Consider the following 22,724-nt stretch of genomic DNA (forward strand, 5'->3'; position numbering starts at 1 on the left):
CGAGGCGACGGAGGAGACGATGGCGGGGGAGACGATGCGCAAGCAGACGCGGGACACTGTGCCGGTCACCGTGCCGGAACCCCGGGACCTGCCCTGGCTGGAGCAGCTCCAAGGCCGGACGGTCGTCGTCAAGTTCGGCGGCAACGCCATGGTGGACCCCTCCGCGCACCGGACGTTCGCCCAGGACGTCGTGGAGCTGTGGCACGCGGGCCTGCGGCCCGTCGTCGTCCACGGGGGCGGTCCCCAGATCAGCGCACTGCTCGACCGGCTCGGCCTGGAGACCCGCTTCGAGGCCGGGATGCGGGTGACCACGCCGGAGACGATGGACGTGGTGCGCATGGTGCTCACCGGCAAGGTCCAGCGCGAACTGGTCGGGGCCATCAACGCCCACGGGCCGTTCGCCGTCGGCCTGTCGGGCGAGGACGCCCACACGATGACCGCCGTACGCCGCCCTGCCTGGGTCGACGGCCTGCCGGTGGACATCGGCCTGGTCGGCGACATCGTGGACGTGGACGCCGCGACGATCGCCGGCCTGCTGGAGCAGGGACGCATCCCCGTGGTCTCACCCGTCGCGCGCGGCGAGGACGGCCAGGTCTACAACGTCAACGCGGACCTCGCGGCCTCGGCCCTGGCCGTGGCCCTCGGGGCCGACCGGCTGGTGGTGATGACCGACGTCGAGGGGCTGTACGCGGACTGGCCGCACAGCACCGAGGTGATCGACCGCCTCACGGCCGGCGAACTGGACGCCCTGCTGCCGGAGCTCGCGAGCGGCATGCTCCCCAAGATGGAGGGCTGCCTGCGCGCCGTACGGGCGGGCGTCGCCAAGGCGCAGGTCATCGACGGCCGGGCGCCGCACGCGCTGCTGCGCGGAGTCTTCACCGAGGGCGGACCCGGCACCACGGTGGTGCCGGACGAGGAACCCGGCCCGGAGGGGCCGGGCGGGGACAAGGGGGACGGCGCGTGACCGCCGACAGCACGACGCCACCGCTCGCCGACCGCTGGCGCGCGGTGATGATGGACACCTACGGCACCCCCGCGCTCGCCCTGGTCAGGGGCGAGGGCAGCACGGTCTGGGACGAAGGCGGCCGCGGGTACACGGACTTCACGGGCGGGATCGCCGTCAACGCCCTCGGGCACGCCCACCCGGCCCTGGTCTCCGCCGTCCAGGAGCAGGTGGCCCGGCTCGGCCACGTCTCGAACCTGTTCGTCTCGGAGCCCGCCGTCGCGCTGGCGGAACGGCTGCTGGCCCTGCTGGACAGGCCGGGCCGGGTGTTCTTCGCCAACTCGGGCGCGGAGGCGGTCGAAGCCGCCTTCAAGATCGCCCGCCGGACCGGGCGCCCGCACCTGGTCGCCGCGGAGGGCGGGTTCCACGGGCGCACCCTGGGGGCCCTGTCCCTCACCGGCCAGCCCCCGAAGCGGGAGCCCTTCCTGCCCCTGCCCGGGGAGGTCACGCACGTTCCCTACGGGGACACGGAGGCGCTCCGCGCGGCCGTCACCGAGCACACGGCAGCCGTCGTACTCGAACCCCTGCAGGGCGAGGCCGGAGTCGTCCCGGCGCCCGGGGGCTACCTGCGCGCCGCCCGCGAGATCACCCGCGCCACGGGGACCCTGCTCGTCCTGGACGAGGTGCAGACCGGGATCGGCCGTACCGGCCACTGGTTCGCGCACCAGGCGCAGGCGGGAGCGGACCCGGACGTGATCACCCTGGCCAAGGGGCTGGGCGGCGGCCTGCCGATCGGCGCCACGGTCGCCTTCGGCGCCGCCGCCGAACTGCTGACCCCCGGTCAGCACGGCTCCACCTTCGGCGGCAACCCGGTGGCGTGCGCGGCCGGACTCGCCGTCCTGGAGACCATCGAGAAGGAAGGGCTGCTCGGCCACGCCACGAGGGTGGGGGAGCGGCTGAGGCTCGGCATCGAGGCCCTGGAACACCCCCTGGTCCGGGAAGTACGGGGCTCCGGCCTGCTCCTCGGCGTCGTCCTCGCCGAGCCGGTCGCCGCGCGGGTCCAGCGGGCCGCGCAGGACGCCGGGTTCCTCGTGAACGCGGCGGGCGCGGGCGTCGTACGCCTGGCGCCCGCCCTGACACTGCCGCAGGAGCGCGCCGATGCCCTGGTGGCGGCGCTGCCGGGGATCCTCGACGCCTCGTAGGGGCCGGGAGAGGGTCGTACGGCCAGGGGCGGGACCCTCGGGGACCCGCCCCTTCGTCGTGTCCCGTGTCGGGGTCCGGGCCCCTAGAGGGCGCGGGACAGGACGCGGGCACCGCGGGCGGGGTCGAGCGACCGGGCCCAGTCGGTGGGGGCCAGGGTCGGGGAGGCCGGGAGGAAGCCGTGGAGGAGGAAGAGGCGGCCGCTGCCGGTCGTCGCCGTGAACAGCGTGGGCAGGGAGTGGGAGCGGGCTCTGGCGAACGCCGCTTGCAGCAGTCGGGCACCCATGCCCGAGCCCTGCCGGTGGGCCGCGACGCAGAAGTTGTACAGCACGCCGGCGGCGGGGTGTTCGCGCAGACCGAGACAGCCTTCGAGGGTTCCGTCGGGTGCTTGCGCGACGAGGAAGTCCGACGCCCGGGAGAGATAGAGGGAGAGCGGGCGTTCGCGGAGCGCCCCCGCGTGGACGAACGGGCGGGAGAGGGCGGCGAGCGCCGGGCCGTCGTCCCGGCGCGCCGGGCGCACCGTGAACTCGGGGACCTCGTGCCACCGGGAAGCGGGGGCGCGGGGCGGCAGGGTGGCGTGCGCGGCGGCAGGGGGCAGCGTGGCCGTGGTCAAGGTGTTCCTTCCTCGGTTCCGCCGTGTGCGGGGCAGGTGCGGAGGCGGAGGCCTCCCGACGGAACGGTCGAGGTTAGGCTAGCCTTACCTGGGTGGCGGGGCCAAGTCGGCCCGTACGGAGGGCGCGTGCCGCCACGTAGCCGGGAAGGGCGGGCAGGTCATCGACGGTCCATCCCGGCGGAGCCGAGGGTGTGGCGCCGGTGCCCACGTACGTCAGGGCCGGATTCCCGCCGAGGCCGATGCCGACCCCCTTGAGGTAGGCCTCCTTCCGGGACCAGCAGCGCGCCACCGCGGCGGGGCGCTCGCCGGCCGGCAGCGCCGACAGCTCTTCGCGCTCCGCCGGATGGAGGACGGCCGTCAGTTCCGAGGCGACCTGGGCGGCCACCGCCGGCGCCGGCCGCTGCTCCACGTCGACGCCGACCGGGCTGTCCGCGAAGGCCATCAGGACGGCGTCCCCCGCGTGGGACAGCGAGAAGTGCAGCGGTGTGCCGGGCACGGCCGGCCGCCCGTGCGGCGCGCCGCAGCCGGGGCACGGCTCGCGGAAGAAGCGCACCCGCGCCGGATCCTGCCCGAGCCGCTCGCCCAGCAACTGCCGCAGCACGACGTGCGCGACCCGGTACTGGTCACGGTCGCAGGCGCGCCTGAGCCGCTGGAGCCGGGCCCGCTCGGCGCCGTCGAGCACGCGCTCCCAGGCCCGCGCCTGATCCGCGTACTGGCTCACGCGCACGGCCCACAGCCCCGGTCCGGGGGAGGTGAGCCAGGGCCGCGCCGCCGGGGTCGGTGCGCCCGTCATCCGCAGGGGCGGCCGGGATAGTCCTCGCCCTCCGGGGCCCCGGCCTCGCGCATCCGGTACATGACCTCCCCGAGGAGCGCGTCGTCCACGTCCACGGGCATGTTGAACTCCCGGTCGAAGACGAAGGAATCGCCCGCGCCCGCGTGCCAGATCACCCAGCGCGGGGGCATCTCGGGCGCCTCCCACAGCGGGGAGAACCGTTCCAGGACGTTCACCTGACTGCTCACAGCTTTCCTTCGTCCGTCGCTTCGTTTCCGTCGACAAATGTCGCCACGACCTCGATGCCGGCGATCCGCGAGGGATCGACGTGCCGCGGGTCGTCCCCCAGGACGACCAGGTCGGCGCGCTTCCCCGGGGCGAGGCTGCCGGCGCTGTCCTCCCACCGGCAGGCGTACGCACCGGCGACCGTGTACGCGCGCAGCGCCTCCTCCACGGTGACCGCCTCGTCCGGCCCGACCCGCAGACCGGAGGCGGAGGCGCGCTCGACCATGAACTGGATCGCCCGGAGCGGAGCCCCGTCCGTCACGGGGCGGTCCGAACTGCCCACGAGGTTCACCCCGTGGTCCAGGAACCCGCGCCCCCGGTACATCCAGGGGGCGCGCTCCTCGCCCATCACGTTCGCGTAGTCGTCGCCGAAGGAGTGGAGGAAGGTGGGCTGGACCACCGCACTGACGCCCAGGCGCGCGAAGCGCGGCAGCTGGTCGGGGCGGATCAGTCCGGCGTGCTCGATCCGGTGCCGCGCGTCCGGCCGCGGCAGCAGCCGCTGGGCCTCCTCCAGCGCGTCGAGCGCGAGGTCGGCGGCGCGGTCCCCGATGGCGTGGACGGCGAGCTGCCAGCCGGCGAGGTGGCCGTCCACGATCAGCCGGGTGAGGACCTCGGGTTCGTCCTGGAGCTGGCCGGTGTGGTCCGTACCCGCGTACGGGGCCGTGAGCGCGGCCGTACGGGCCATCATCCCGCCGTCGGTGTAGATCTTGAGCGCGCCCAGCGACAGCCAGTCGTCGCCGAACCCGGTGCGCATGCCCAGGTCCAGGGCCCGCGGGATGCCGTCCTCGCGGTGCGCCCCGCGCGGCCGCAGCGTGTCGCCGGCGGGCATGAGCTGCACCCGCAGGGGCAGCCGCCCCTGGTCCCGCAGCAGTTGGTACGCGCCGAGCTCCACCGGGCTGTGGCCGAGCAGCCCGCCCCCGATGCCCGCCTCGGCGACGGCGGTCACGCCCTCGGCGAGGCAGGTCCGGGCCGCACGCTCGACGGCATCGGCGATCTCGGCCTGCCCGTACGGCAGCCGGAGCCGCCGGGCGGCGGACATGGCCGCCTCGGCCAGGAAGCCGTCCTGGTGCGGAACGTCAGCGGGGAGCAGCGCCAGCACCGCACTGTTCACGACGCACCCGTGCCCCGAGTCGTGCATCAGGAACACCTTGCGCCTGCTGCTGACCGAGTCCAGCTCGGCGGCGGTCAGATGCCGCCCCAGGGCCCGCTGGTCGTACCCCATGACATCGACCCAGGCCCCGTCCCCGCCCACCGACCGGGAAACCGCCTCGGCCACCACCGCGAGTACGTCCTCGACCCGCTCGCACGGGGCGACGCTCGGGGTGCTCTGCTTCAGCCCGGTCCAGGCCAGGTGCACATGGCTGTCGATGAACCCGGGCAGCACGGTGGCACCCTGCAGATCGACGACCTCCCGGGCGGGCAGCGAGGCCACGTCCTCGTCGAACCCCACGATCCGCCCCCGCCAGATCCCCACCTCACGGGCGAAGGGCCGGTCCGGGTCCATGGTGACGATGTTCGCGTTGGTCAGCCTCGAAGACAGCATGGGCGGTCCAACTCCCCCTGGCGGCAACGCGCGCGTACACGGGTCAGGACGGGGTCGAGCACCACCACATCCGACTTAGGTAACCCTAACCATACATGCCGCGCACGGTCAACGTACGGACCCACCCTCCTGCGTCGCCGTGCCCTCCACGAACCGGCTCAGCACGTAGGAGCTCTGCTCCGCCGGCCGCCGGCACAACGTGTCGATCCGCAGCAGCGCCTCGTCGACCCGCTCCTCCCGCAGTCGCCGCAGCCGCGCACGCAACACCGCCTGGTCGCCCGTCTCGAGAACCACCTCCCACCGCCCCGCGTCCGCCGCGGTACGCGCATCCACCCGCCGCCGCGCGGCCTCTTCCCGCCGCTTCCGCTTCCCCTGTCCTGGCATCGGCCCAGAATCACCGTCGGGGGGCCGGCGCGGCAAGCGCGTTGACCCCGGGTCAGACCGGGAGGCCCGTCGGTTCCTTGATGCGCTTCATGATGATCTGCGAGTTGACCTCCGTGACGCCCGAGAGGGCCGTGAGCTTTTCGATCCAGAGGCGCTCGTACGCGCGGAGGTCCGCGACCGCGATGCGCAGGAGGCAGCCGGGGCTGCCGAAGAGGCGGTAGGCCTCGATGACGTCGGGGATGTCCTGGAGGGCGGCTTCGAAGGCTTCGACGGCCTCGCGGTCGCGGCGGACCTCCACGGAGACCAGGACCTCGAAGCCGCGGCCCACCGCTTCGGGGGAGATCACCGCGCGGTAGCCCTGGATGATCCCTTCCTCTTCGAGCTGGCGGACCCGGCGCATGCAGGGAGAGGGGGTGAGGCCCACGCGCTGGGCCAGTTCCTGGTTGCTGAGCCGGCCGTCGGCCTGGAGCTCGCGCAAGATTTCTTTGTCGATCGCGTCCATGGCGCAATTATCAGGCATGTTTTATGAACGGGTGGGGTGAAATCGCAATCGTGTTGCGCGTAGATCGGCCTACCATTGCCGTTTGTAGAAAATCTGTGCGGGCTGTTGTGAGGGAAGGGTCGTGGTCATGGGACGCATCGTCGTGATCAGTACGGGCGGGACGATCGCCAGCCGCTGGCAGGGTTCCGGTTTCGCGGCCGATGCGGACGGGGCCGAGGTCATGGCGACCGCGCCGCTGCCGGAGGGGGTGAGCGTCGAGGTCGTCGATCTCTTCAGTGTGAACAGCCCCCGGCTGACCACCGCCCACCAGCTCACCCTGCTGCGCACCGTGCACGAGGTGCTCGCCGACCCGGGCGTGGACGGGGTCGTCGTCACGCACGGGACGGACACCCTGGAGGAGTCCGCGTTCCTGGTGGACCTGCACCACCACGACGAGCGATCCGTCGTCTTCACCGGTTCGCAGCGGCCCATGGGCGCGGCCGACGGGGACGGTCCCGGGAACCTCTACGATGCCCTGCTCGCCGCGTCCAAGACGCGCGGGCTCGGCGTCCTGATCACGTTCGCGGGGCGGGTGCACGCGGCCCGGGGGACCGTGAAGGCGCAGGCGGTGGCGCTCGACGCGTTCGCCGACCCGTCGAAGGAGCTCCTGGGGAAGGTCGGCTTCGGGAAGGTCACCGTACTGCGGACGCCGGTACGGCCCGAGCCGCTGCCGCTGCCCGCGATGCCGGAGGCGCCGGAGGGCCCGCCGCGGGTGGACGTGGTGGTGCACCACGTGAGCGGTGACGCGGTGCTGCTGAACGCCGCGGTGGCGGCGGGAGCGCGGGGGATCGTGCTCGTCGGGACGGGCGCGGGGAACGCCACGCCCGAGGTGGTGGACGCGGTGAAGGCGGCTGTCGGGGCGGGCGTGCTGGTCGCGCTGACCACGCGGGTGGCGGCCGGGCCGGTGACGGAGATCTACACCCACGGGGGTGCGGTGGATCTGGTCGCCGCCGGGGCCGTGCCCACGGGGACTCTGCGGGCACCGCAGGCGCGGGTGGCCGTGCTGGCGGCGCTGCTCTCCGAGGGGGATGCGGAGGAGCGGGGCCGGGTGCTGCGCCGCGTGCTGGCCAGCGGCGGATCCGTACTGGTTCCCGCCTGACCCCGGCAGGGCTGGAACTACGAGTCGCTGAAAGCCGCCAGTAGGCGGTCCGCCGCCAGGGTGGGGGTCAGGGTGCCCGCCCTGACGTCCGATTCCAGGGCCGGGGCCAGGTCCCGTACCGCCGGGTTCGAGCGGAGGCGTTCCAGGAGTTCGTCGCGGACCATCGACCAGGTCCACTCCACCTGCTGGGCCGCCCGCTTCGCGGCCAGGCGGCCGCCCGCCTCCAGGAGCCGGCGGTGCTGTTCCAGGCGGTTCCAGACCTCCTCCAGGCCCGTGGATTCCCGGGCGCTGCACGTCAGGACCGGCGGGGTCCACGCGGCGTCGGCCGGGTGCATCAGCCGCAGGGCGCTGGACAGTTCGCGGGCCGCCGCCTTCGCGTCGCGTTCGTGCGGGCCGTCCGCCTTGTTGACGGCGAGGACGTCGGCCAGTTCCAGGACGCCCTTCTTGATGCCCTGGAGGCCGTCGCCGGTGCGGGCGAGGGAGAGCAGCAGGAAGGAGTCGACCATCCCGGCGACCGTGGTCTCGGACTGGCCCACGCCCACCGTTTCGACGAGGACCACGTCGTAGCCCGCTGCCTCCATCACGATGATCGATTCCCGGGTGGCCTTCGCGACCCCTCCCAGCGTTCCCGCGGAGGGGGAGGGGCGGACGAAGGCCGCGGGGTCCACGGAGAGGCGTTCCATCCGGGTCTTGTCGCCCAGGATGGAACCGCCCGTGCGGGTGGAGGAGGGGTCGACGGCGAGGACCGCGACCTTGTGGCCCAGGCCCGTCAGCATCGTGCCGAAGGCGTCGATGAAGGTGGACTTGCCGACGCCCGGCACCCCGCTGATGCCGATCCGGCGCGCCCGCCCCGCGTGCGGCAGCAGCTCCGTCAGCAGGCTCTGCGCCAGCACCCGGTGCGCGGGCAGGGTGGACTCGACGAGGGTGATCGCGCGCGCGATGAACGCGCGCTTCCCGTCGAGCACGCCCTTGGTGTAGGCGTCGAGGTCGATCTTCGGCACCCCTGCCCGCCTACAGCTCGTGGCCCAGGTCCGCGGCGAGCCGCGTCACCAGGTCGTGCGCCGCGTCGGGGATGACCGTGCCGGGCGGGAACACCGCCGTGGCCCCCATCTCGAGGAGGGTGGGGACGTCCGCGGGAGGGATGACCCCGCCGACGACGATCATGATGTCCTCGCGGCCCTCCGCCGCGAGGGCCTCGCGCAGCGCCGGTACGAGGGTCAGGTGACCGGCGGCCAGCGAGGAGACGCCGACCACGTGCACGTCCGCCTCGACGGCCTGGCGGGCCACTTCCTCCGGGGTCTGGAACAGCGGGCCGACGTCCACGTCGAAGCCCAGGTCGGCGAAGGCGGTCGCGATCACCTTCTGGCCGCGGTCGTGCCCGTCCTGGCCCATCTTGCAGACCAGGATGCGCGGCCGGCGGCCCTCCGCCTCCTCGAACCGGTCGACGAGCGCGCGCGTGCGCTCCAGGGACGGGGACTCGCCTGCTTCGGTTCGGTACACACCCGAGATCGTACGGATCTGGCTCGCGTGCCGTCCGTACACCTTCTCCAGGGCGTCCGAGATCTCGCCGACCGTGGCCTTGGCGCGCGCCGCGTCCACCGCCAGGGCGAGGAGGTTGCCCTCGCCGCTCGAGGCCGCGTTCGTCAGCGCCCGCAGGGTGTCCTGGGTGACCGCCTCGTCCCGCTCCTCGCGCAGCCGCCGCAGCTTCTCGATCTGCTGGGCGCGCACGGAGGAGTTGTCGACCTTGAGGACATCGATCTGCTCGTCGGTCGCCACCCGGTACTTGTTGACGCCGATCACCGGCTGCCGGCCCGAGTCGATACGGGCCTGCGTGCGGGCCGCCGCTTCCTCGACCCGGAGCTTGGGGATGCCCGCGTCGATGGCCTGCGCCATGCCGCCGGCCGCCTCGACCTCCTGGATGTGCTGCCAGGCGCGCCGGGCGAGGTCGTACGTCAGCTTCTCGACGTACGCGCTGCCGCCCCACGGGTCGATGGACCGGCAGGTGCCCGACTCCTGCTGGAGGAGGAGCTGGGTGTTGCGGGCGATGCGCGCCGAGAAGTCCGTCGGCAGCGCGAGGGCCTCGTCCAGCGCGTTGGTGTGCAGGGACTGCGTGTGGCCCTGGGTCGCCGCCATCGCCTCGATGCAGGTGCGGGTGACGTTGTTGAAGACGTCCTGTGCCGTGAGGGACCAGCCCGAGGTCTGCGAATGGGTGCGCAGGGAAAGGGACTTGGCGTTCTTCGGATCGAACTGCTTGACCAGCTTCGCCCACAGGAGACGGGCCGCGCGGAGCTTCGCCACCTCCATGAAGAAGTTCATGCCGATCGCCCAGAAGAAGGACAGGCGCGGCGCGAAGGCGTCCACGTCCAGGCCGACGGCCTGACCCGCCCGCAGGTACTCCACGCCGTCCGCGAGGGTGTACGCCAGCTCCAGGTCGGCCGTGGCCCCGGCCTCCTGGATGTGGTAGCCGGAGATCGAGATGGAGTTGTAGCGGGGCATCTTCTGCGAGGTGAAGGCGAAGATGTCGGAGATGATCCGCATCGAGGGCTTCGGCGGATAGATGTAGGTGTTGCGGACCATGAACTCTTTGAGGATGTCGTTCTGGATGGTCCCGGCGAGCTTCTCGGGGGAGACGCCCTGCTCCTCCGCCGCCACGATGTAGAGGGCGAGGACCGGCAGCACCGCGCCGTTCATCGTCATCGACACCGTCATCTTGTCCAGCGGGATTCCGTCGAAGAGCTGGCGCATGTCGTAGATCGAGTCGATCGCCACGCCCGCCATGCCGACGTCGCCCGTCACCCGCGGGTGGTCGCTGTCGTAGCCGCGGTGCGTGGGCAGGTCGAAGGCGATCGACAGGCCCTTCTGGCCGGAGGCGAGGTTGCGCCGGTAGAAGGCGTTGGACTCCTCGGCCGTGGAGAAGCCCGCGTACTGCCGGATCGTCCAGGGCTGGTTGACGTACATCGTCGGGTACGGGCCGCGCAGGTACGGGGCCACACCCGGGTAGGTCTGGAGGAAGTCCAGTCCCTCCAGGTCACGGCCCGTGTACAGGGGCTGTACGCCGATCCCCTCGGGGGTCTCCCACAGCAGCTCGGCGGCTCCCGAGCCGGTGGACTCCTTCAGCGCGGTGCGCCACTGGTCCTCGGAACCGGCGGCCGGGGCCGCCCCGTCCAGCGGGAGTTCGGAGAAATCGGGGATGCGGGGGGTGGTCACTGCGCGACTCCCATCCGGTCGAGTACGGAGGACAGCACGGCGACCGCGTCGCAGCCGGCGAAGACGTACTCGTCCACGGCCTCCGCGGCGGTTCCGGGCCTGCCCGCGAGGAACACGGTCGTCGCGCCCGCCGAGCGCAGGGCCGCCGCCACCGCCCCGGCCTGCTCCTCGTACAGCGCGTCGCTGGAGCACAGCACGGCCATGCCGTCGGCCCCGCTGGCCGCGTAGGCCGCCGCGGCCGTCTCCGGGGTCACCGACACCGGGTCGTGGACCGGGGTGATGCCGCCCGCCTGGAACAGGTTCGAGGCGAAGGTGGCGCGGGCGGTGTGCGCGGCCGCCGGGCCCAGGGCCGCCAGGAACACGGTCGGCCGGGCCCCCGTCGTCTCCAGATGTACGTCGCTGCGGGCGCGCAGTGCCTCGTACGCCTCATCGCGCCGCACGCGCGGCAATCCGCCGGCGAGCGGGGCCGGAGCGGGTTCCCGTACGACCGGCTTCTCGGAAAGGTGCGGGAACTCGCTGACTCCGGTGACGGGTTCGCGGCGCGTGGCCAGTTTCTTCGAGCGCGCGGCCCAGGTGGCGGCGAGGCGTTCGGCGACCAGGCCGGAGCGCAGGGCGGCGGCCTGGCCGCCCGCCTTCTCGATGGTCTGGAAGAACTCCCAGGCGGCGTGGGCGAGTTCGTCGGTGAGCTGCTCGACGTAGTACGAGCCGCCCGCCGGGTCGATCACCCGGGCCAGGTGGGACTCCTCCAGCAGGATCGTGGAGGTGTTGCGGGAGATGCGGCGCGCGAAGGCGTCGGGCAGTCCCAGCTCCTGGTCGAAGGGGAGCACCGTGACGGAGTCGGCGCCGCCCACGCCCGCCGCCATGCAGGCGACGGTGGTGCGCAGCATGTTCACCCAGGGGTCGCGGCGGGTCATCATCACCGGCGAGGTCACGGCGTGCTGGCGCTGGGCGCCGGCGACGGGGGTCCCGCAGGCCTCGGCGATCCGGGCCCACAGCCGGCGGGCGGCGCGCAGCTTGGCGATGGTGAGGAACTGGTCGGCGGTGGCGGCGTAGCGGAACTCCAGCTCGCCGAAGGCCGCCTCGGTGCTCAGCCCCGACTCGGTGAGGGCGCGCAGGTAGGCGACCCCGGTGGCCAGGGAGAGCCCCAGCTCCTCGGCGGCGCTGCCGCCGGCCTCGTGGTAGGGCAGGGCGTCGACGGTCAGGGCCCGTACGTGGGGCCAGGCGGCGGTGTCCGCGGCGAGCGCGGCGGCCTCCGCCAGGTCCAGCGCCCGGCCCGTCCGGGCCTCGTGGCCCAGCGGGTCGGCGCCGAGCGAGGCGTGGGCGGCCTCGGGGGCCACCGCGCGCTCGGCGTACAGCGCGAGCAAGGCCCGTGCGGCCTCGGCGAATTGGGCTCCGGGGTCCAGCGAGACGGGTGCGAGGTCGAGGTAGACCCCCTCCAGGGCGCGGCCCAGGCCCTCCACGGGGAGGCCGGCGTCGCCGACGGCCAGCCACAGCGAGGTGGTGCCGTTCTCCAGGTCGGCGAGGGCCGCGTCGTTCACCCGTACGGGGTCGGTGCCCGCGATCCGCTGGCGCACGTCCCAGCCCGAGGCGGCGCTCCCCTCGGCCCGCCCGCCCCGTACGAAGGGCGCGAACCCGGGATATCCGGTGTCGGGCGCGGCTTCGGGCGCGGTGTACAGCGGGCGGGTGGTGAGCCCGTCTTCAAGCTTCGTGGACAACGCGTCTTCCGCTGCCCCGCCGGAAACTTCCTTGCCCGACTTGCGCAGCACGCCCTCTACCAGGCGCTGCCACTGCTCATGCGTCGCGTCAGGGAATTCGGCGGCCAAGGAGAGCCCGTCATCAGGCAGGACCGTCATGGCTCGAATGTTAGGGGGGTCCTTGTGAACGACCTATAACCACCGGATGTGATCTCGCCCTCTCATGTGAGACCGGAGGGATCACGAAAGAGCGGGGCGAGGAGGACGGACGCGGAGGCTACCGGGAGTACGGCCGGACCCGCGTGCGGGGCCACGATCCGCCGCCCGTAGCGGTCCGGGTCGCCGGCCGCGTCGCGGATCTCGTCGAGGTAGCCGTCGTGCAGGATGCTGGCCAGCTCGGCGACCACCATGACGGCAGGGTTGAACACGTCGAGGAGCAGTGCGGCGGCCCGGCCGACGGTACGGGCGCGTTCGCGCAGCAGCCGGTCGGCGCGGGGGTCGCCGGTGGCGGCGGCGTCGACCAGCAGGTTGACGGACGGCTCCGGGACGATGCCCCGGCGCACGGCCTCGGCACCGAGCACCCCGTCGGAGACGCTCGCCTGGAGGCAACCCGTACGGCCGCACGCGCAGGGGGTCCGCGAACCGGGCACCGGGAGGTGCGCTACGTCCCCGGCGGCGGCCCCCGGACCCTGGTGCACGGTGCCCTCGATGCCGAAGGCGGCGTCGACGACGTTGCCGATGAAGAGGTGGAGGAGGCTGGAGCGGGCCTCCGGGCGGCCGAAGAGGATCTCGGCGTGGGCGACGGCGCGGGCGTGGTTGTCCACGGAGACGGGCAGGCCGAGGCGGCCGGAGAGCTCGGCGGCGAGGGGGAGATCGCGCCAGCCGAGGGCCTCGTGCCGCACGACGGTGCCGTCGGCGGGGCGGACCCAGCCGCCGAGGGCTGCGCCGAGGCCGAGCAGGGGGCGGCCGGCGGGGTTGGAGTCCCGGAGGAACCGGCCGAGCTCGGCGGCGATGTCCGCGGGGAGGCCGCCGGGGGACCGCCCCGCGTGCGGGAAGGCCCGGCGGGCCAGCACGCGGCCGCGGAGGTCGACGAGGCTGAAGGTGGAGGCGGGCACACCGATGTGCAGCCCGGCGGCGAGGGGGCCGCCGAGCGGGCCGGTGTGCAGGTCGAGGGGGATCCGGGGGCGTCCGGGCCCGGGGTCGGCCGCGGACGTCCGTGGCGGACCGGGGTGCTCGTGCAGGAGCCCGGCGCGCAGCAGGGCCGTGGTCTGCCGGGACACGGCCGCCGGGCTGAGACCGCAGAGCTTCGGGATGTCGCTCCGCGCGAGGGGGCCGTCGGTCAGGACGGCACGGAGCACGGCGGCGGCATTGGCGGCGGCCCGGCTGTCACCGGGGGTGGGGGACACGGGGGGCGGGCTCCTCGGGGATGGGCGGGATACGGCCCCGATCATGCCGTGCCGCCGCGCGTGACGGGGCGACTCCGGGATGCAGGGCCAGCCGGACACGCTCCACGGGGCACGAGGCACCCACCACGGTCTTCCGGCCACAGACCGCGGGCCGCCGAACACCGACCGCCCGAGCCGGGGCGCCGGCGGCGGGGGCGCCGGGCTCCGGGCGCCGTGCGCCGGCGGGGCTGACGGGGGTCGGGTGTCGGTGGCGTGGCCGGCGGGAGTGGGGGCGGGAAGGGGCGGTGCGTGGCGGGTGCGTTGCGGCGGCGTGAAATCAGGCCATGGGTTTCGGCCGTTCGGGGCATGGCGGGAAATGGTGAATGGGCAGGTCACACGGTGTGTGCGCCGAGGGTTCGGGGGGATGTTGGGGGCTGCCCGGTGGGGTTGACCGGGGGTGGGGGCGCTGGCAGTCTCCGGGACATGTCCGCGACCGAGTTCCTCGCCCCGCGGCTCCGCACCCCCGGCCTCTGTACCGCGCCGGGCGAGTGTCAGGGCCGTCGCTGTACGGCCCCGCTCTGTTCCTGAGCGCCGCCGGCCCTGAGCCGCACCGCTCCCAGGTGTGACTGCCCCAGAGCGTCACTGCGCCCGGGTGTGAGCGTCCGTGAGCGTCACTGCTCCTGGGTGTGAGCGTCCCTGAAGCATCACTGCTCCGGGGTGTGAGCGTCCGTGAGCGTCGCTGCTCCGGGGTGTGAGCGTCCTTGAGCGTCGCTGCTCCTGGGCGTGAGCGCTCCTGGGCGTCACCGCTCCTGGGCGTCACCGTCCCTGGGTGTCAGTGCCCTGAATCCTTGCGTCGCCGCGGTCCGGGCTCTCGGGCGTTCGTGCCCCGTCGTCCGGGGCGTGCGCGGGGCCCTGAGGTTCGGGCCGGATCCACCGGGTGCGGCCCACCCGCTCACCCACCCGCTCGTCTCCGTCGCCGGCTGTCGGCTGCCCGCCGCATCCCGTCACCACCCGCCCTCCGTCCGCCGAACGTCGCAGCCCGCCCCGGCCGTCCGCCCGCCATCCCTCACGCACGCACGCACCCACTCACTTCGCCCGGACCCCTCCGTCCCCGCTTCCCCTCATTTCTTCCTCTGCGGAAATAAATAAGGAGCCTCTCATGTCCACTGCCACCCGCACCGACCTCACCGTCACCAAGATCGGCGGCCGCATAGGCGCCGAGATCGGCGGGGTCCGCCTCGGCGGCGACCTCGACGCCGACGCCGTCGCCGGGATCCGGTCCGCGCTGCTCGCCCACAAGGTCGTCTTCTTCCGCGGGCAGGACCACCTCGACGAGGACGGCCACGAGGCCTTCGCCGAGCTGCTCGGCGCGCCCGTCGCGCACCCCACCGTGCCCTCCGCCGACGGGCGTTACGCCCTCGGCATCGACTCCCACCACGGAGCCCGCGCCAACCAGTGGCACACGGACGTCACCTTCGTCCCCGCCTACCCCGCCTTCTCCATCCTGCGCGCCGTGACCATCCCGCCGTACGGCGGCAACACCCTGTGGGCCAACACGGCCACCGCCTACGCCGGCCTGCCCGAGCCGCTGCGCGTCCTCGCCGACAGCCTGCGCGCCGTGCACTCCAACGAGTACGACTACGCCGCCCTGAAGCCCGACGCCCTGCCCGAGGCGCTCGCCCAGTACCGCGAGGTGTTCACCTCGACCAAGTTCCTCACCGAGCACCCGGTGGTCCGGGTCCACCCCGAGACCGGCGAACGCACCCTGCTGCTCGGCAACTTCGTCCAGCGGATCAACGGGCTCACCGGCCGCGACTCGCGCCTCCTCCAGGACCTCTTCCAGGCCCACATCGAGCTCCCCGAGAACACCGTCCGCTGGCAGTGGCAGGCCGGTGACGTCGCGATCTGGGACAACCGCGCCACCCAGCACTACGGCGTCGACGACTCCGACGACCACGAGCGCACCCTGCGCCGCGTGACGGTCGACGGCGACGTCCCGGTCGGGCCCGACGGGGTCCCGTCCCGGCTGATCAGCCCGGAGTCCGTGCCCGACCCGGCCTTCGGCATCGCGTCCGGAGCCTCCACCTCTGAGGCCTGAGCCGACCGGCCCCGCACCACCCGTCCCACCCCACCCTCCCCGTCACCCAAGGAGCGCTCCGTGCCCAAGCTGCTCGCCCTCACCGGCAGTCCGTCCGTCCACTCCCGTACCGACGTGGTCGCCGACCACGTGCTGCGCCGCCTGAACCACGCCGGGTACGAGACCGCGCAGCTCGCCGTCCGGGAGCTCCCCGCCGCCGATCTGCTCGCCGCGCGCCGCGGCGAGCCGGAGATCCGCCGAGCCCTCGAAGCCGTCGCCGAAGCCGACGGGATCGTCATCGCGACGCCCGTCTACAAGGCCTCGTACACCGGGCTCCTCAAGGCCTTCCTCGATCTGCTCCCGCAGGACGGGCTGGCCGGCAAGACGGTCTTCCCGCTGGCCACCGGCGGCAGCCTCGCCCATGTCCTGACCATCGACTACGCCCTGCGCCCGGTCCTCGCCGCGCTCGGCGCCCGGCACGTCACCGCCGGCCGCTTCGTCCTGGACTCCTCCGTCGAGCGCGGGTCCGGACCGGACCGGCTGCGGCCGGAGGCGGAACTGGACCTGTACCAGGCCGTCGACGAGTTCGCCGAGGCCCTGCGCGCCGCCCAGGCCGCCGCGCTCGCCACCACGCACTGACACCACAGCGCCCACTTCCCCACCACCTCCCCGCCCGACCCGGATCCACAAGGAATCGCGATGTCCGCAGCCTTCACCACCACCCGTACCTCCCGACGCCAGTTCCTCGCCCTGCTCGGCATCTCGGCGGCCGCGGTGAGCTGCGGGACGGCGACCGCCTCCGGCTCCGGCGGCAGCCAGATCAAGTCCCTGAAGTACCAGGGCAACGTCGGAGCGGTCAGCCTGCCCGAACTCGCCGCCGACCTCGGCTTCCTCGGCGACGTGACCCTGGACTGGGTGGGCAACACCATCAGCGGCCCCCAGGACATCCAGTCCGCGGCCACCGGCCAGACCCACTTCGGCGGCGCCTTCAACGGCGCGATCGTCAAACTTGCCTCGAGCAAGGCACAGATCAAGGCCGTCACCTCCTACTACGGCTCCGACCAGGACACCTACCTCGGCTACTACGTCCTGGAGGACAGCCCCATCCGGTCCCCCCGCGACCTGATCGGCAAGAAGGTCGGCATGAACACCCTGGGCGCCCACGCCCAGGCCCTGCTCGACATCTACCTGGAGCGCAACGGGGTGCCCAAGGCCGACGCGGCCAAGGTCGAATCGCTCGTCGTGCCCCCCGTCAACACCGAACAGGCCCTGAGGCAGAAGCAGATCGAGGTCGGCGTCCTCAGCGGCGTGCTGCGCGACAAGGCCCTGGCCGCGGGCGGCATCCGACCGCTGTTCAAGGACTTCGAACTGCTCGGCGCGTTCAGCGCGGGCTCGTACGTGATGACGCAGAAGTTCATCAAGGAGAACCCGGACACCGTCCGTACCTTCACCACGGGCGTGGCCAAGGCCATCGACTGGTCCCGCGCCACCCCGCGCGAGGAGGTCATCGCGCGGATGACGGAGATCGTCAAGAAGCGCGGCCGCAACGAGGACACCTCGACCCTCCAGTACTGGCGCTCCTTCGGGGTCGCCGAGCAGGGCGGCCGGATCGCCGACAAGGAGTTCCAGCTCTGGATCGACTGGCTGGGCGAGCGCGGCGAGATCAAGAAGGGCCAGCTCAAGGCCTCCGACCTCTACACCAATGAGTTCAACGCATCCGGGAAGGGCTGACGGCACCATGGCGAAGATCGTGTTCGACTCCGTGACGAAGACCTTCCCGACGAAGGACAAGAAGAACGGCGAGGAGTTCACCGCCCTCGACGGGATCGACCTGGAGATCGGGTCGGGGGAGTTCGTGGTCGTCGTGGGCCCCAGCGGCTGCGGCAAGTCCACCCTCCTCGACCTGCTCGGCGGCCTGACCCGGCCCACCTCCGGCCGGATCCTGCTCGACGGCAAGCCGGTCACCGGGCCGGGGCTCGACCGGGGCATCGTCTTCCAGCAGTACGCGCTGCTGCCGTGGCGCACCGCGCTCGGCAACATCGAGTTCGGGCTGGAGGCCACCGGCGTCCCGCGCCGCCAACGACCGGCGAAGGCGCGGGAGTTCCTGGACCTCGTCGGCCTCACCGGCTTCGAGGACCGGCACCCGCACGAACTGTCCGGCGGCATGCGCCAGCGGGTGGCCATCGCGCGCTCGCTCGCGTACGACCCGGACGTGCTGCTGATGGACGAGCCGTTCGCCGCGCTCGACGCGCAGACCCGCGAGTCCCTCCAGGACGAGCTGCGGCGGATCTGGCAGAGCACCGGCAAGACGGTCGTGTTCATCACGCACGGCATCGAGGAGGCCGTGTACCTCGGGCAGCGGGTGGCCGTCATGACCTCCCGCCCCGGCCGGGTCAAGCAGGTCGTCCCGGTGTCGTTCGGCGACCGGGCCACCGGGGCCACCGGTGAAGACCTGCGCTCCAGCCCGGAGTTCGCCCGCTACCGCCACGAGATCTGGACCCTGCTCCACGACGAGGTGGCCCGCGCCCAGCAACTGGAGAAGGAGGAGGTCGCCGTATGAGCACCACGGTGCACGTGGAAACAGAGACGGGGACGGAGGCGGAGGCGACAGCGGTACGGGACCTCGCGCCCCCGGAGGTACGGGAGCCCGCGCGGCCCCCCGTACGGGGAACGGCCAAGGCCACGCCCCTGGCGCTGCGCGTCCTGCGCGTCCTGCGGGCGGTGGCGCTGCGCTCCGCGGCGATCCTGGCGCTGCTCGCGCTGTGGGAGGCGGCGCCCCGGCTGGGGCTGGTGGACGCGACCTTCCTGCCGCCGGTGAGCGAGGTCGCCCGGGCCTGGTGGGAGCTGCTGGGCAACGGACAGCTCGCCGAGCACAGCAAGGCCAGCCTGGCCCGCTCCTTCGGTGGATTCGGCATCGCGGTGGCCGTCGCGGTCCCGCTCGGGCTGCTGATCGGCTGGTACCGGCCGGTGGCGGCGCTGCTCGGGCCGCTCCTGGAGGTGTTCCGCAACACGGCGGCGCTCGCGCTGCTGCCGGTGTTCGTCCTGCTGCTGGGCATCGGCGAGACCTCGAAGGTCTCGATCGTCGTCTACGCCTGCGTCTGGCCGATCCTCCTCAACACCATCAGCGCCGTCGGCAACGCCGACCCCACCCTGGTGAAACTGGCCCGCTCGATGGACCTGTCCACGCCGAAGCTGTTCCAGAAGGTGATCCTGCCGGCGTCGGTACCGGTCATCTTCACGGGCATCCGGCTGGCGGGGGCCGTCTCCATCCTGGTCCTGGTCGCGGCCGAGATGATCGGCGCGAAGGCGGGCCTCGGCTACCTGATCAACGCCTCGCAGTTCAACTTCGCGATCCCGCAGATGTACGCGGGCATCATCACCATCTCCGCGATCGGCCTCGCCTTCAACCAGGTCCTCGTCACGATCGAACGCCGCCTGAGCACCTGGCGCGTCCCGTCCTGACGCCCGGCCGCCCCTGAGGCCCGAGCCCCGGCCCCGACCGGGTCCCGGGCCTCGGTCCCCGGGCCGTTTTCGGCCCCGCTCCCCCCGTTCCCGGCCCCGCCCCGCGGGGCCCCCGTCCGGTTCCGAACCGAGGACACTGACATGACCGCACCGCGGACCCTCCACCTCAACGCCTTCCTCATGAACGCCGGGCACCACGACGCCGCCTGGCGCCATCCCGCCAGCAGCCCCGAGCGGATCACCGATCTGCGGTACTTCCAGGAGCTGGCCCGCACCGCCGAGCGCGGACGGCTCGACTCGATCTTCTTCGCCGACGGGGTCGCCCTCTGGGGCAAGGCCCGCTACAACGCCGTCGGCGGCTTCGAGCCGCTCACCCTCCTCTCCGCGATCGCCGCCGTCACCGAGCACATCGGGCTCATCGCCACCGTCTCCACCACCTTCAACGAGCCGTACAACCTGGCCCGGAAGTTCGCCTCCCTCGACCACATCAGCGGCGGCCGCGCCGGCTGGAACATCGTCACCTCCGGCAGCGTCGACGAGGCCCGCAACTTCAACCGCGAAGAGCACCTGGAGCACAACCTCCGCTACGAGCGGGCCCGCGAGTTCCTCGACGTGGCCACCAAGCTCTGGGACAGCTGGGAGGACGACGCGATCGTCCTCGACAAGGAGCGCGGGGTCTACGCCGACACCGACAAGCTCCACCCCGCCGCGCACCGCGGCGAGCACTTCCGCGTAGCCGGACCGCTCAACGTGCCCCGCTCCCCGCAGGGCCACCCGCTGCTCGTGCAGGCCGGGTCCTCCGAGGACGGCAAGGAGTTCGCCGCCCAGTACGCCGAGGCCGTCTTCACCGCACAGCAGACCCTGGCGGACGGGCAGACCTTCTACAAGGACCTCAAGTCCCGCCTCGCCAAGTACGGCCGCTCCGAGGAGGAGCTGCTCGTCCTGCCCGGCATCGCCCCCGTCATCGGTTCCACCGAGGCCGAGGCCAAGGCGCTGGAGCAGGAGCTCACCGAGCTCCAGATCCCGGAGTACGGCCTCGCGCAGCTCTCCAACATGCTGGGCGTGGACCTCTCCGGGCTGCCGCTCGACGGCGGGCTGCCCGATCTGCCCGAGGAGCGGGACATCAACGGCAACAAGAGCCGTTTCACGCTCGTCGCCGAGCTCGCCCGCCGCGAGGACCTCACCCTGCGCGAGCTGATCGCCCGCCTGGGCGCGGGCCGCGGCCACCGCGTCTTCGCGGGGACGCCCGAGCAGATCGCCGACCAGCTGGAGGAGTGGTTCACCCAGGGGGCCGCCGACGGCTTCAACATCATGGCTCCCGTGCTCCCGACGGGGCTGACCGACTTCGTCGACCAGGTCGTGCCGATCCTCCAGCGCCGCGGGCTCTTCCGCACCGAGTACACCGGCCGGACCCTGCGCGAGAACTACGGCCTGGCCCGCCCCGCCAACCGCTACACGGCGGCCGGAGCCGGAGCCGGAGCCGGAGCGTGAGCGAGCACGTCACCGACGTGCTCGTGGTCGGCGGAGGCCCCGCCGCCGCCTGGGCCGCCCTCAAGGCCGCCGGGGCCGGGGCCTCCGTGGTCCTCGCCGACAAGGGCTACTGCGGCACCAGCGGGGCGACGGCCGCCGGCGGCACGGGCGTCTGGTACGTCCCGCCGGAGCCGGCGGCCCGCGAGGCCGCGATGGCGAGCCGCGAGGGGCTCGGCGGGTACCTCGCCGACCGGCGGTGGATGTCCCGGGTCCTCGACGAGACGTACGACCGGATGAACGAGCTGGCGGAGGAGGGGCGCTACCCCTTCCCCACCGGCCCGGACGGCCGGCCGCTCCGCAACGGCCTCCAGGGGCCCGAGTACATGCGGCGGATGCGCATCCGGATCCGCCGCGCCGGGGTCCGGATCCTCGACCACAGCCCGGTCACCGAGCTGCTGACCGACGCGGACGGCGCCGTCGCGGGCGCCGCCGGGTACCGCCGCCAGGCCGGCGGGTCCTACCGGGTCCGGGCCGGCGCCGTCGTCCTGGCCACCGGGGGCTGCGCCTTCCTCAGCGGGGCGCTCGGCACCAACACCAACACCGGGGACGGCGCGCTGTTCGCCGCCGAGGCCGGGGCGGAGCTGTCCGGCATGGAGTTCTCCAACTCCTACGGGATCGCCCCCGAGGGCACCTCCGTCACCAAGACGGCCTTCTACTCCTTCGCCACCTTCTACCGGGAGGACGGCGAGGTCCTGGAGGGCGCCGCCAGCCAGGGCGGCCGCTCCGCCATCGCCCGCGAACTCCTCACCGGGGCACGGGTCTTCGCCCGCCTCGACCGGGCCGACGCCACCGCGCAGGCCGCGATGCGCCTGGCGCAGCCGAACTTCTTCCTCACCTTCGACCGGCTCGGCATCGACCCCTTCACCCAGCGCTTCTCCGTCACGCTGCTCGCGGAGGGCACCGTCCGCGGCACCGGCGGGATCCGGATCGCCGGGGAGGACTGCGCCACCTCGGTCCCCGGGCTGTACGCCGCCGGGGACGCGGCCACCCGTGAGGAGATCTGCGGGGGCTTCACCGGGGGCGGCAGCCACAACGCCGCCTGGGCGATGTCCTCGGGCAGCTGGGCGGGGGCCGGCGCCGCCCGCTACGCACGCTCCCTCGGCTCGGGCCGGGCCGCCCACCGGCCGGTCACCGGGTCCGGCGGGGCGGGCCTGCGGCCGACCGGGGGCGCCGGGTCCGCGGCCGGGCCCGGGGAGGCACGGGAACTCGTACGCCTGGTTCAGGAGGAAGTGCTGCCGTACGACAAGAACTACCTGCGGCACGGCTCCGTCCTCGCCGGCTCCCTCGGCGCCCTCGACGAGGCTTGGGCGCAGCTGCGCACCTCCCTGCGCGGGGAGGGCGCCGGGCTGGTCAAGGTCCGGCAGGCCGCGGCCATGACGGCGCACGCCCGCTGGATGTACGCGTCGGCGCTGGCCCGCACGGAGAGCCGCGGGATGGCCCGCCGGCTCGACCACCCGGAGCAGGATCCGGCGCAGCACCACCGGATCGTGACGGGCGGTCTGGACCGGGTGTGGACGCGGACGGCGGAGCCGGCGGCATGATCGAACTGGTTTCGGCGGAGCGCTGCATCGCCTGCGACAAGTGCGTGGAGGTCTGTCCGACCGACGTCTTCGAGCGGGGCCCGCGGGGCATTCCGCTGCTGGCCCGGCAAGAGGACTGCCAGACCTGCTTCCTGTGCGAGGCCAACTGTCCGGTGGACGCGCTGTTCGTGTCCCCGCTTACCCGGCCGGTGCCCGAGGACCCGGCCGTACGGGACGAGGCCGGTCTCGCCGGCCGCGGGCTGCTCGGCAGCTACCGGCGGGAGATCGGCTGGGGCGAGGGGCGCACCCCGGGCGCCCTGCGGGCCGTCGGCCCTTCGCTGGGCCCGGCGACCGGCGGCGGAACGGCGCCGCCGATCACCTCCTGAGCACATACGGGACCACTGAGCGCCTACGGGAACACGTGCCGCCGGAGCGAAACGCTCCGGCGGCACTTCCGCGTGGTGCCGCG

21 protein-coding genes are annotated in these 22,724 nt (G+C 73.2%); 11 read left to right on the top strand and 10 right to left on the bottom strand.

The genetic code is table 11. The features are described from left to right. Positions 1-34: 34 nt before the first annotated feature. Together argB and NLX94_RS20715 are read left to right on the top strand one after the other, a co-directional pair. The gene (argB, locus tag NLX94_RS20710; RefSeq protein WP_374684001.1) at positions 35-964 is read left to right on the top strand and encodes an acetylglutamate kinase; all 930 of its coding nucleotides are present in this window, start codon (positions 35-37) and stop codon (positions 962-964) included. A 47-nt stretch (positions 965-1,011) separates the two neighbouring features. Then, positions 1,012-2,145, top strand: a complete 1,134-nt coding sequence (locus tag NLX94_RS20715; RefSeq protein ID WP_254384652.1) for an acetylornithine transaminase — start codon at positions 1,012-1,014, stop codon at positions 2,143-2,145. A gap of 83 nt (positions 2,146-2,228) precedes the next feature. On the opposite strand, the gene NLX94_RS20720 is transcribed toward NLX94_RS20715, so the two are convergent. The 6 genes from NLX94_RS20720 to NLX94_RS20745 form a co-directional block, all read right to left on the bottom strand. Next, on the bottom strand, positions 2,229-2,756 hold the full coding sequence (locus NLX94_RS20720; protein WP_374683994.1) for a GNAT family N-acetyltransferase: 528 nt from the start codon (positions 2,754-2,756) through the stop codon (positions 2,229-2,231). A gap of 73 nt (positions 2,757-2,829) precedes the next feature. Further along, positions 2,830-3,549: a 4'-phosphopantetheinyl transferase superfamily protein gene (locus tag NLX94_RS20725; protein WP_254384476.1), complete on the bottom strand. Its 720-nt coding sequence runs from the start codon at positions 3,547-3,549 to the stop codon at positions 2,830-2,832. Continuing rightward, positions 3,546-3,776 carry a hypothetical protein gene (locus NLX94_RS20730; protein WP_254384477.1) on the bottom strand — a complete coding sequence of 77 codons (231 nt, stop codon included), beginning with the start codon at positions 3,774-3,776 and terminating at the stop codon, positions 3,546-3,548. The genes NLX94_RS20725 and NLX94_RS20730 overlap by 4 nt, the downstream gene beginning before the upstream one ends. Continuing rightward, entirely contained in the window at positions 3,773-5,356 is a 1,584-nt protein-coding gene (locus NLX94_RS20735; RefSeq protein ID WP_254384478.1) for an amidohydrolase, read from the bottom strand. The genes NLX94_RS20730 and NLX94_RS20735 overlap by 4 nt, the downstream gene beginning before the upstream one ends. Positions 5,357-5,464: 108 nt before the next feature. After that, positions 5,465-5,740, bottom strand: coding sequence for a hypothetical protein (locus NLX94_RS20740; protein WP_254384479.1), 276 nt, complete (start codon positions 5,738-5,740; stop codon positions 5,465-5,467). A 52-nt stretch (positions 5,741-5,792) separates the two neighbouring features. Further along, positions 5,793-6,242 carry an Lrp/AsnC family transcriptional regulator gene (locus NLX94_RS20745; RefSeq protein ID WP_254384480.1) on the bottom strand — a complete coding sequence of 150 codons (450 nt, stop codon included), beginning with the start codon at positions 6,240-6,242 and terminating at the stop codon, positions 5,793-5,795. A gap of 127 nt (positions 6,243-6,369) precedes the next feature. Between NLX94_RS20745 and NLX94_RS20750 the strand changes: the two genes are divergently transcribed. Continuing rightward, positions 6,370-7,380 (top strand): asparaginase, encoded by a 1,011-nt coding sequence (locus NLX94_RS20750; protein ID WP_254384481.1) that lies wholly within the window; start codon positions 6,370-6,372, stop codon positions 7,378-7,380. Positions 7,381-7,397: 17 nt separating this feature from the next. On the opposite strand, the gene meaB is transcribed toward NLX94_RS20750, so the two are convergent. From meaB to NLX94_RS20770, 4 genes are all read right to left on the bottom strand, one after another. Next, a complete protein-coding gene (gene meaB, locus NLX94_RS20755) occupies positions 7,398-8,381 on the bottom strand; it encodes a methylmalonyl Co-A mutase-associated GTPase MeaB (protein ID WP_254384482.1) in 984 nt (327 codons plus the stop codon). A 10-nt stretch (positions 8,382-8,391) separates the two neighbouring features. Further along, complete coding sequence (gene scpA / locus NLX94_RS20760; RefSeq protein WP_254384483.1) at positions 8,392-10,587, bottom strand: methylmalonyl-CoA mutase; 2,196 nt, start codon at positions 10,585-10,587, stop codon at positions 8,392-8,394. Next, positions 10,584-12,440 carry a methylmalonyl-CoA mutase family protein gene (locus NLX94_RS20765; protein ID WP_254384484.1) on the bottom strand — a complete coding sequence of 619 codons (1,857 nt, stop codon included), beginning with the start codon at positions 12,438-12,440 and terminating at the stop codon, positions 10,584-10,586. Before NLX94_RS20765 ends, scpA begins: the two co-directional genes overlap by 4 nt. A gap of 62 nt (positions 12,441-12,502) precedes the next feature. Further along, on the bottom strand, positions 12,503-13,687 hold the full coding sequence (locus tag NLX94_RS20770) for an ROK family protein (protein WP_254384485.1): 1,185 nt from the start codon (positions 13,685-13,687) through the stop codon (positions 12,503-12,505). Between the two features lie 1,138 nt (positions 13,688-14,825). Between NLX94_RS20770 and NLX94_RS20775 the strand changes: the two genes are divergently transcribed. The 8 genes from NLX94_RS20775 (at position 14,826) to NLX94_RS20810 (ending at position 22,641) form a co-directional block, all read left to right on the top strand. After that, a complete protein-coding gene (locus NLX94_RS20775) occupies positions 14,826-15,764 on the top strand; it encodes a TauD/TfdA family dioxygenase (RefSeq protein ID WP_254384486.1) in 939 nt (312 codons plus the stop codon). A gap of 60 nt (positions 15,765-15,824) precedes the next feature. Next, complete coding sequence (ssuE, locus tag NLX94_RS20780) at positions 15,825-16,382, top strand: NADPH-dependent FMN reductase (RefSeq protein WP_254384487.1); 558 nt, start codon at positions 15,825-15,827, stop codon at positions 16,380-16,382. A gap of 60 nt (positions 16,383-16,442) precedes the next feature. Next, positions 16,443-17,474 (top strand): ABC transporter substrate-binding protein, encoded by a 1,032-nt coding sequence (locus tag NLX94_RS20785; RefSeq protein WP_254384488.1) that lies wholly within the window; start codon positions 16,443-16,445, stop codon positions 17,472-17,474. A gap of 7 nt (positions 17,475-17,481) precedes the next feature. After that, positions 17,482-18,303, top strand: a complete 822-nt coding sequence (locus NLX94_RS20790) for an ABC transporter ATP-binding protein (RefSeq protein ID WP_254384489.1) — start codon at positions 17,482-17,484, stop codon at positions 18,301-18,303. Further along, the gene (locus tag NLX94_RS20795; protein ID WP_254384490.1) at positions 18,300-19,205 is read left to right on the top strand and encodes an ABC transporter permease; all 906 of its coding nucleotides are present in this window, start codon (positions 18,300-18,302) and stop codon (positions 19,203-19,205) included. Before NLX94_RS20790 ends, NLX94_RS20795 begins: the two co-directional genes overlap by 4 nt. A gap of 141 nt (positions 19,206-19,346) precedes the next feature. Next, complete coding sequence (locus NLX94_RS20800; protein ID WP_254384491.1) at positions 19,347-20,696, top strand: LLM class flavin-dependent oxidoreductase; 1,350 nt, start codon at positions 19,347-19,349, stop codon at positions 20,694-20,696. Beyond that, complete coding sequence (locus NLX94_RS39390) at positions 20,693-22,276, top strand: FAD-dependent oxidoreductase (RefSeq protein ID WP_254384492.1); 1,584 nt, start codon at positions 20,693-20,695, stop codon at positions 22,274-22,276. The genes NLX94_RS20800 and NLX94_RS39390 overlap by 4 nt, the downstream gene beginning before the upstream one ends. Next, entirely contained in the window at positions 22,273-22,641 is a 369-nt protein-coding gene (locus tag NLX94_RS20810) for a ferredoxin family protein (RefSeq protein WP_254384493.1), read from the top strand. Before NLX94_RS39390 ends, NLX94_RS20810 begins: the two co-directional genes overlap by 4 nt. Positions 22,642-22,724: the final 83 nt, after the last annotated feature.

This window comes from Streptomyces sp. TBY4 (assembly GCF_024213195.1).
Classification (GTDB): Bacteria; Actinomycetota; Actinomycetes; order Streptomycetales; family Streptomycetaceae; genus Streptomyces.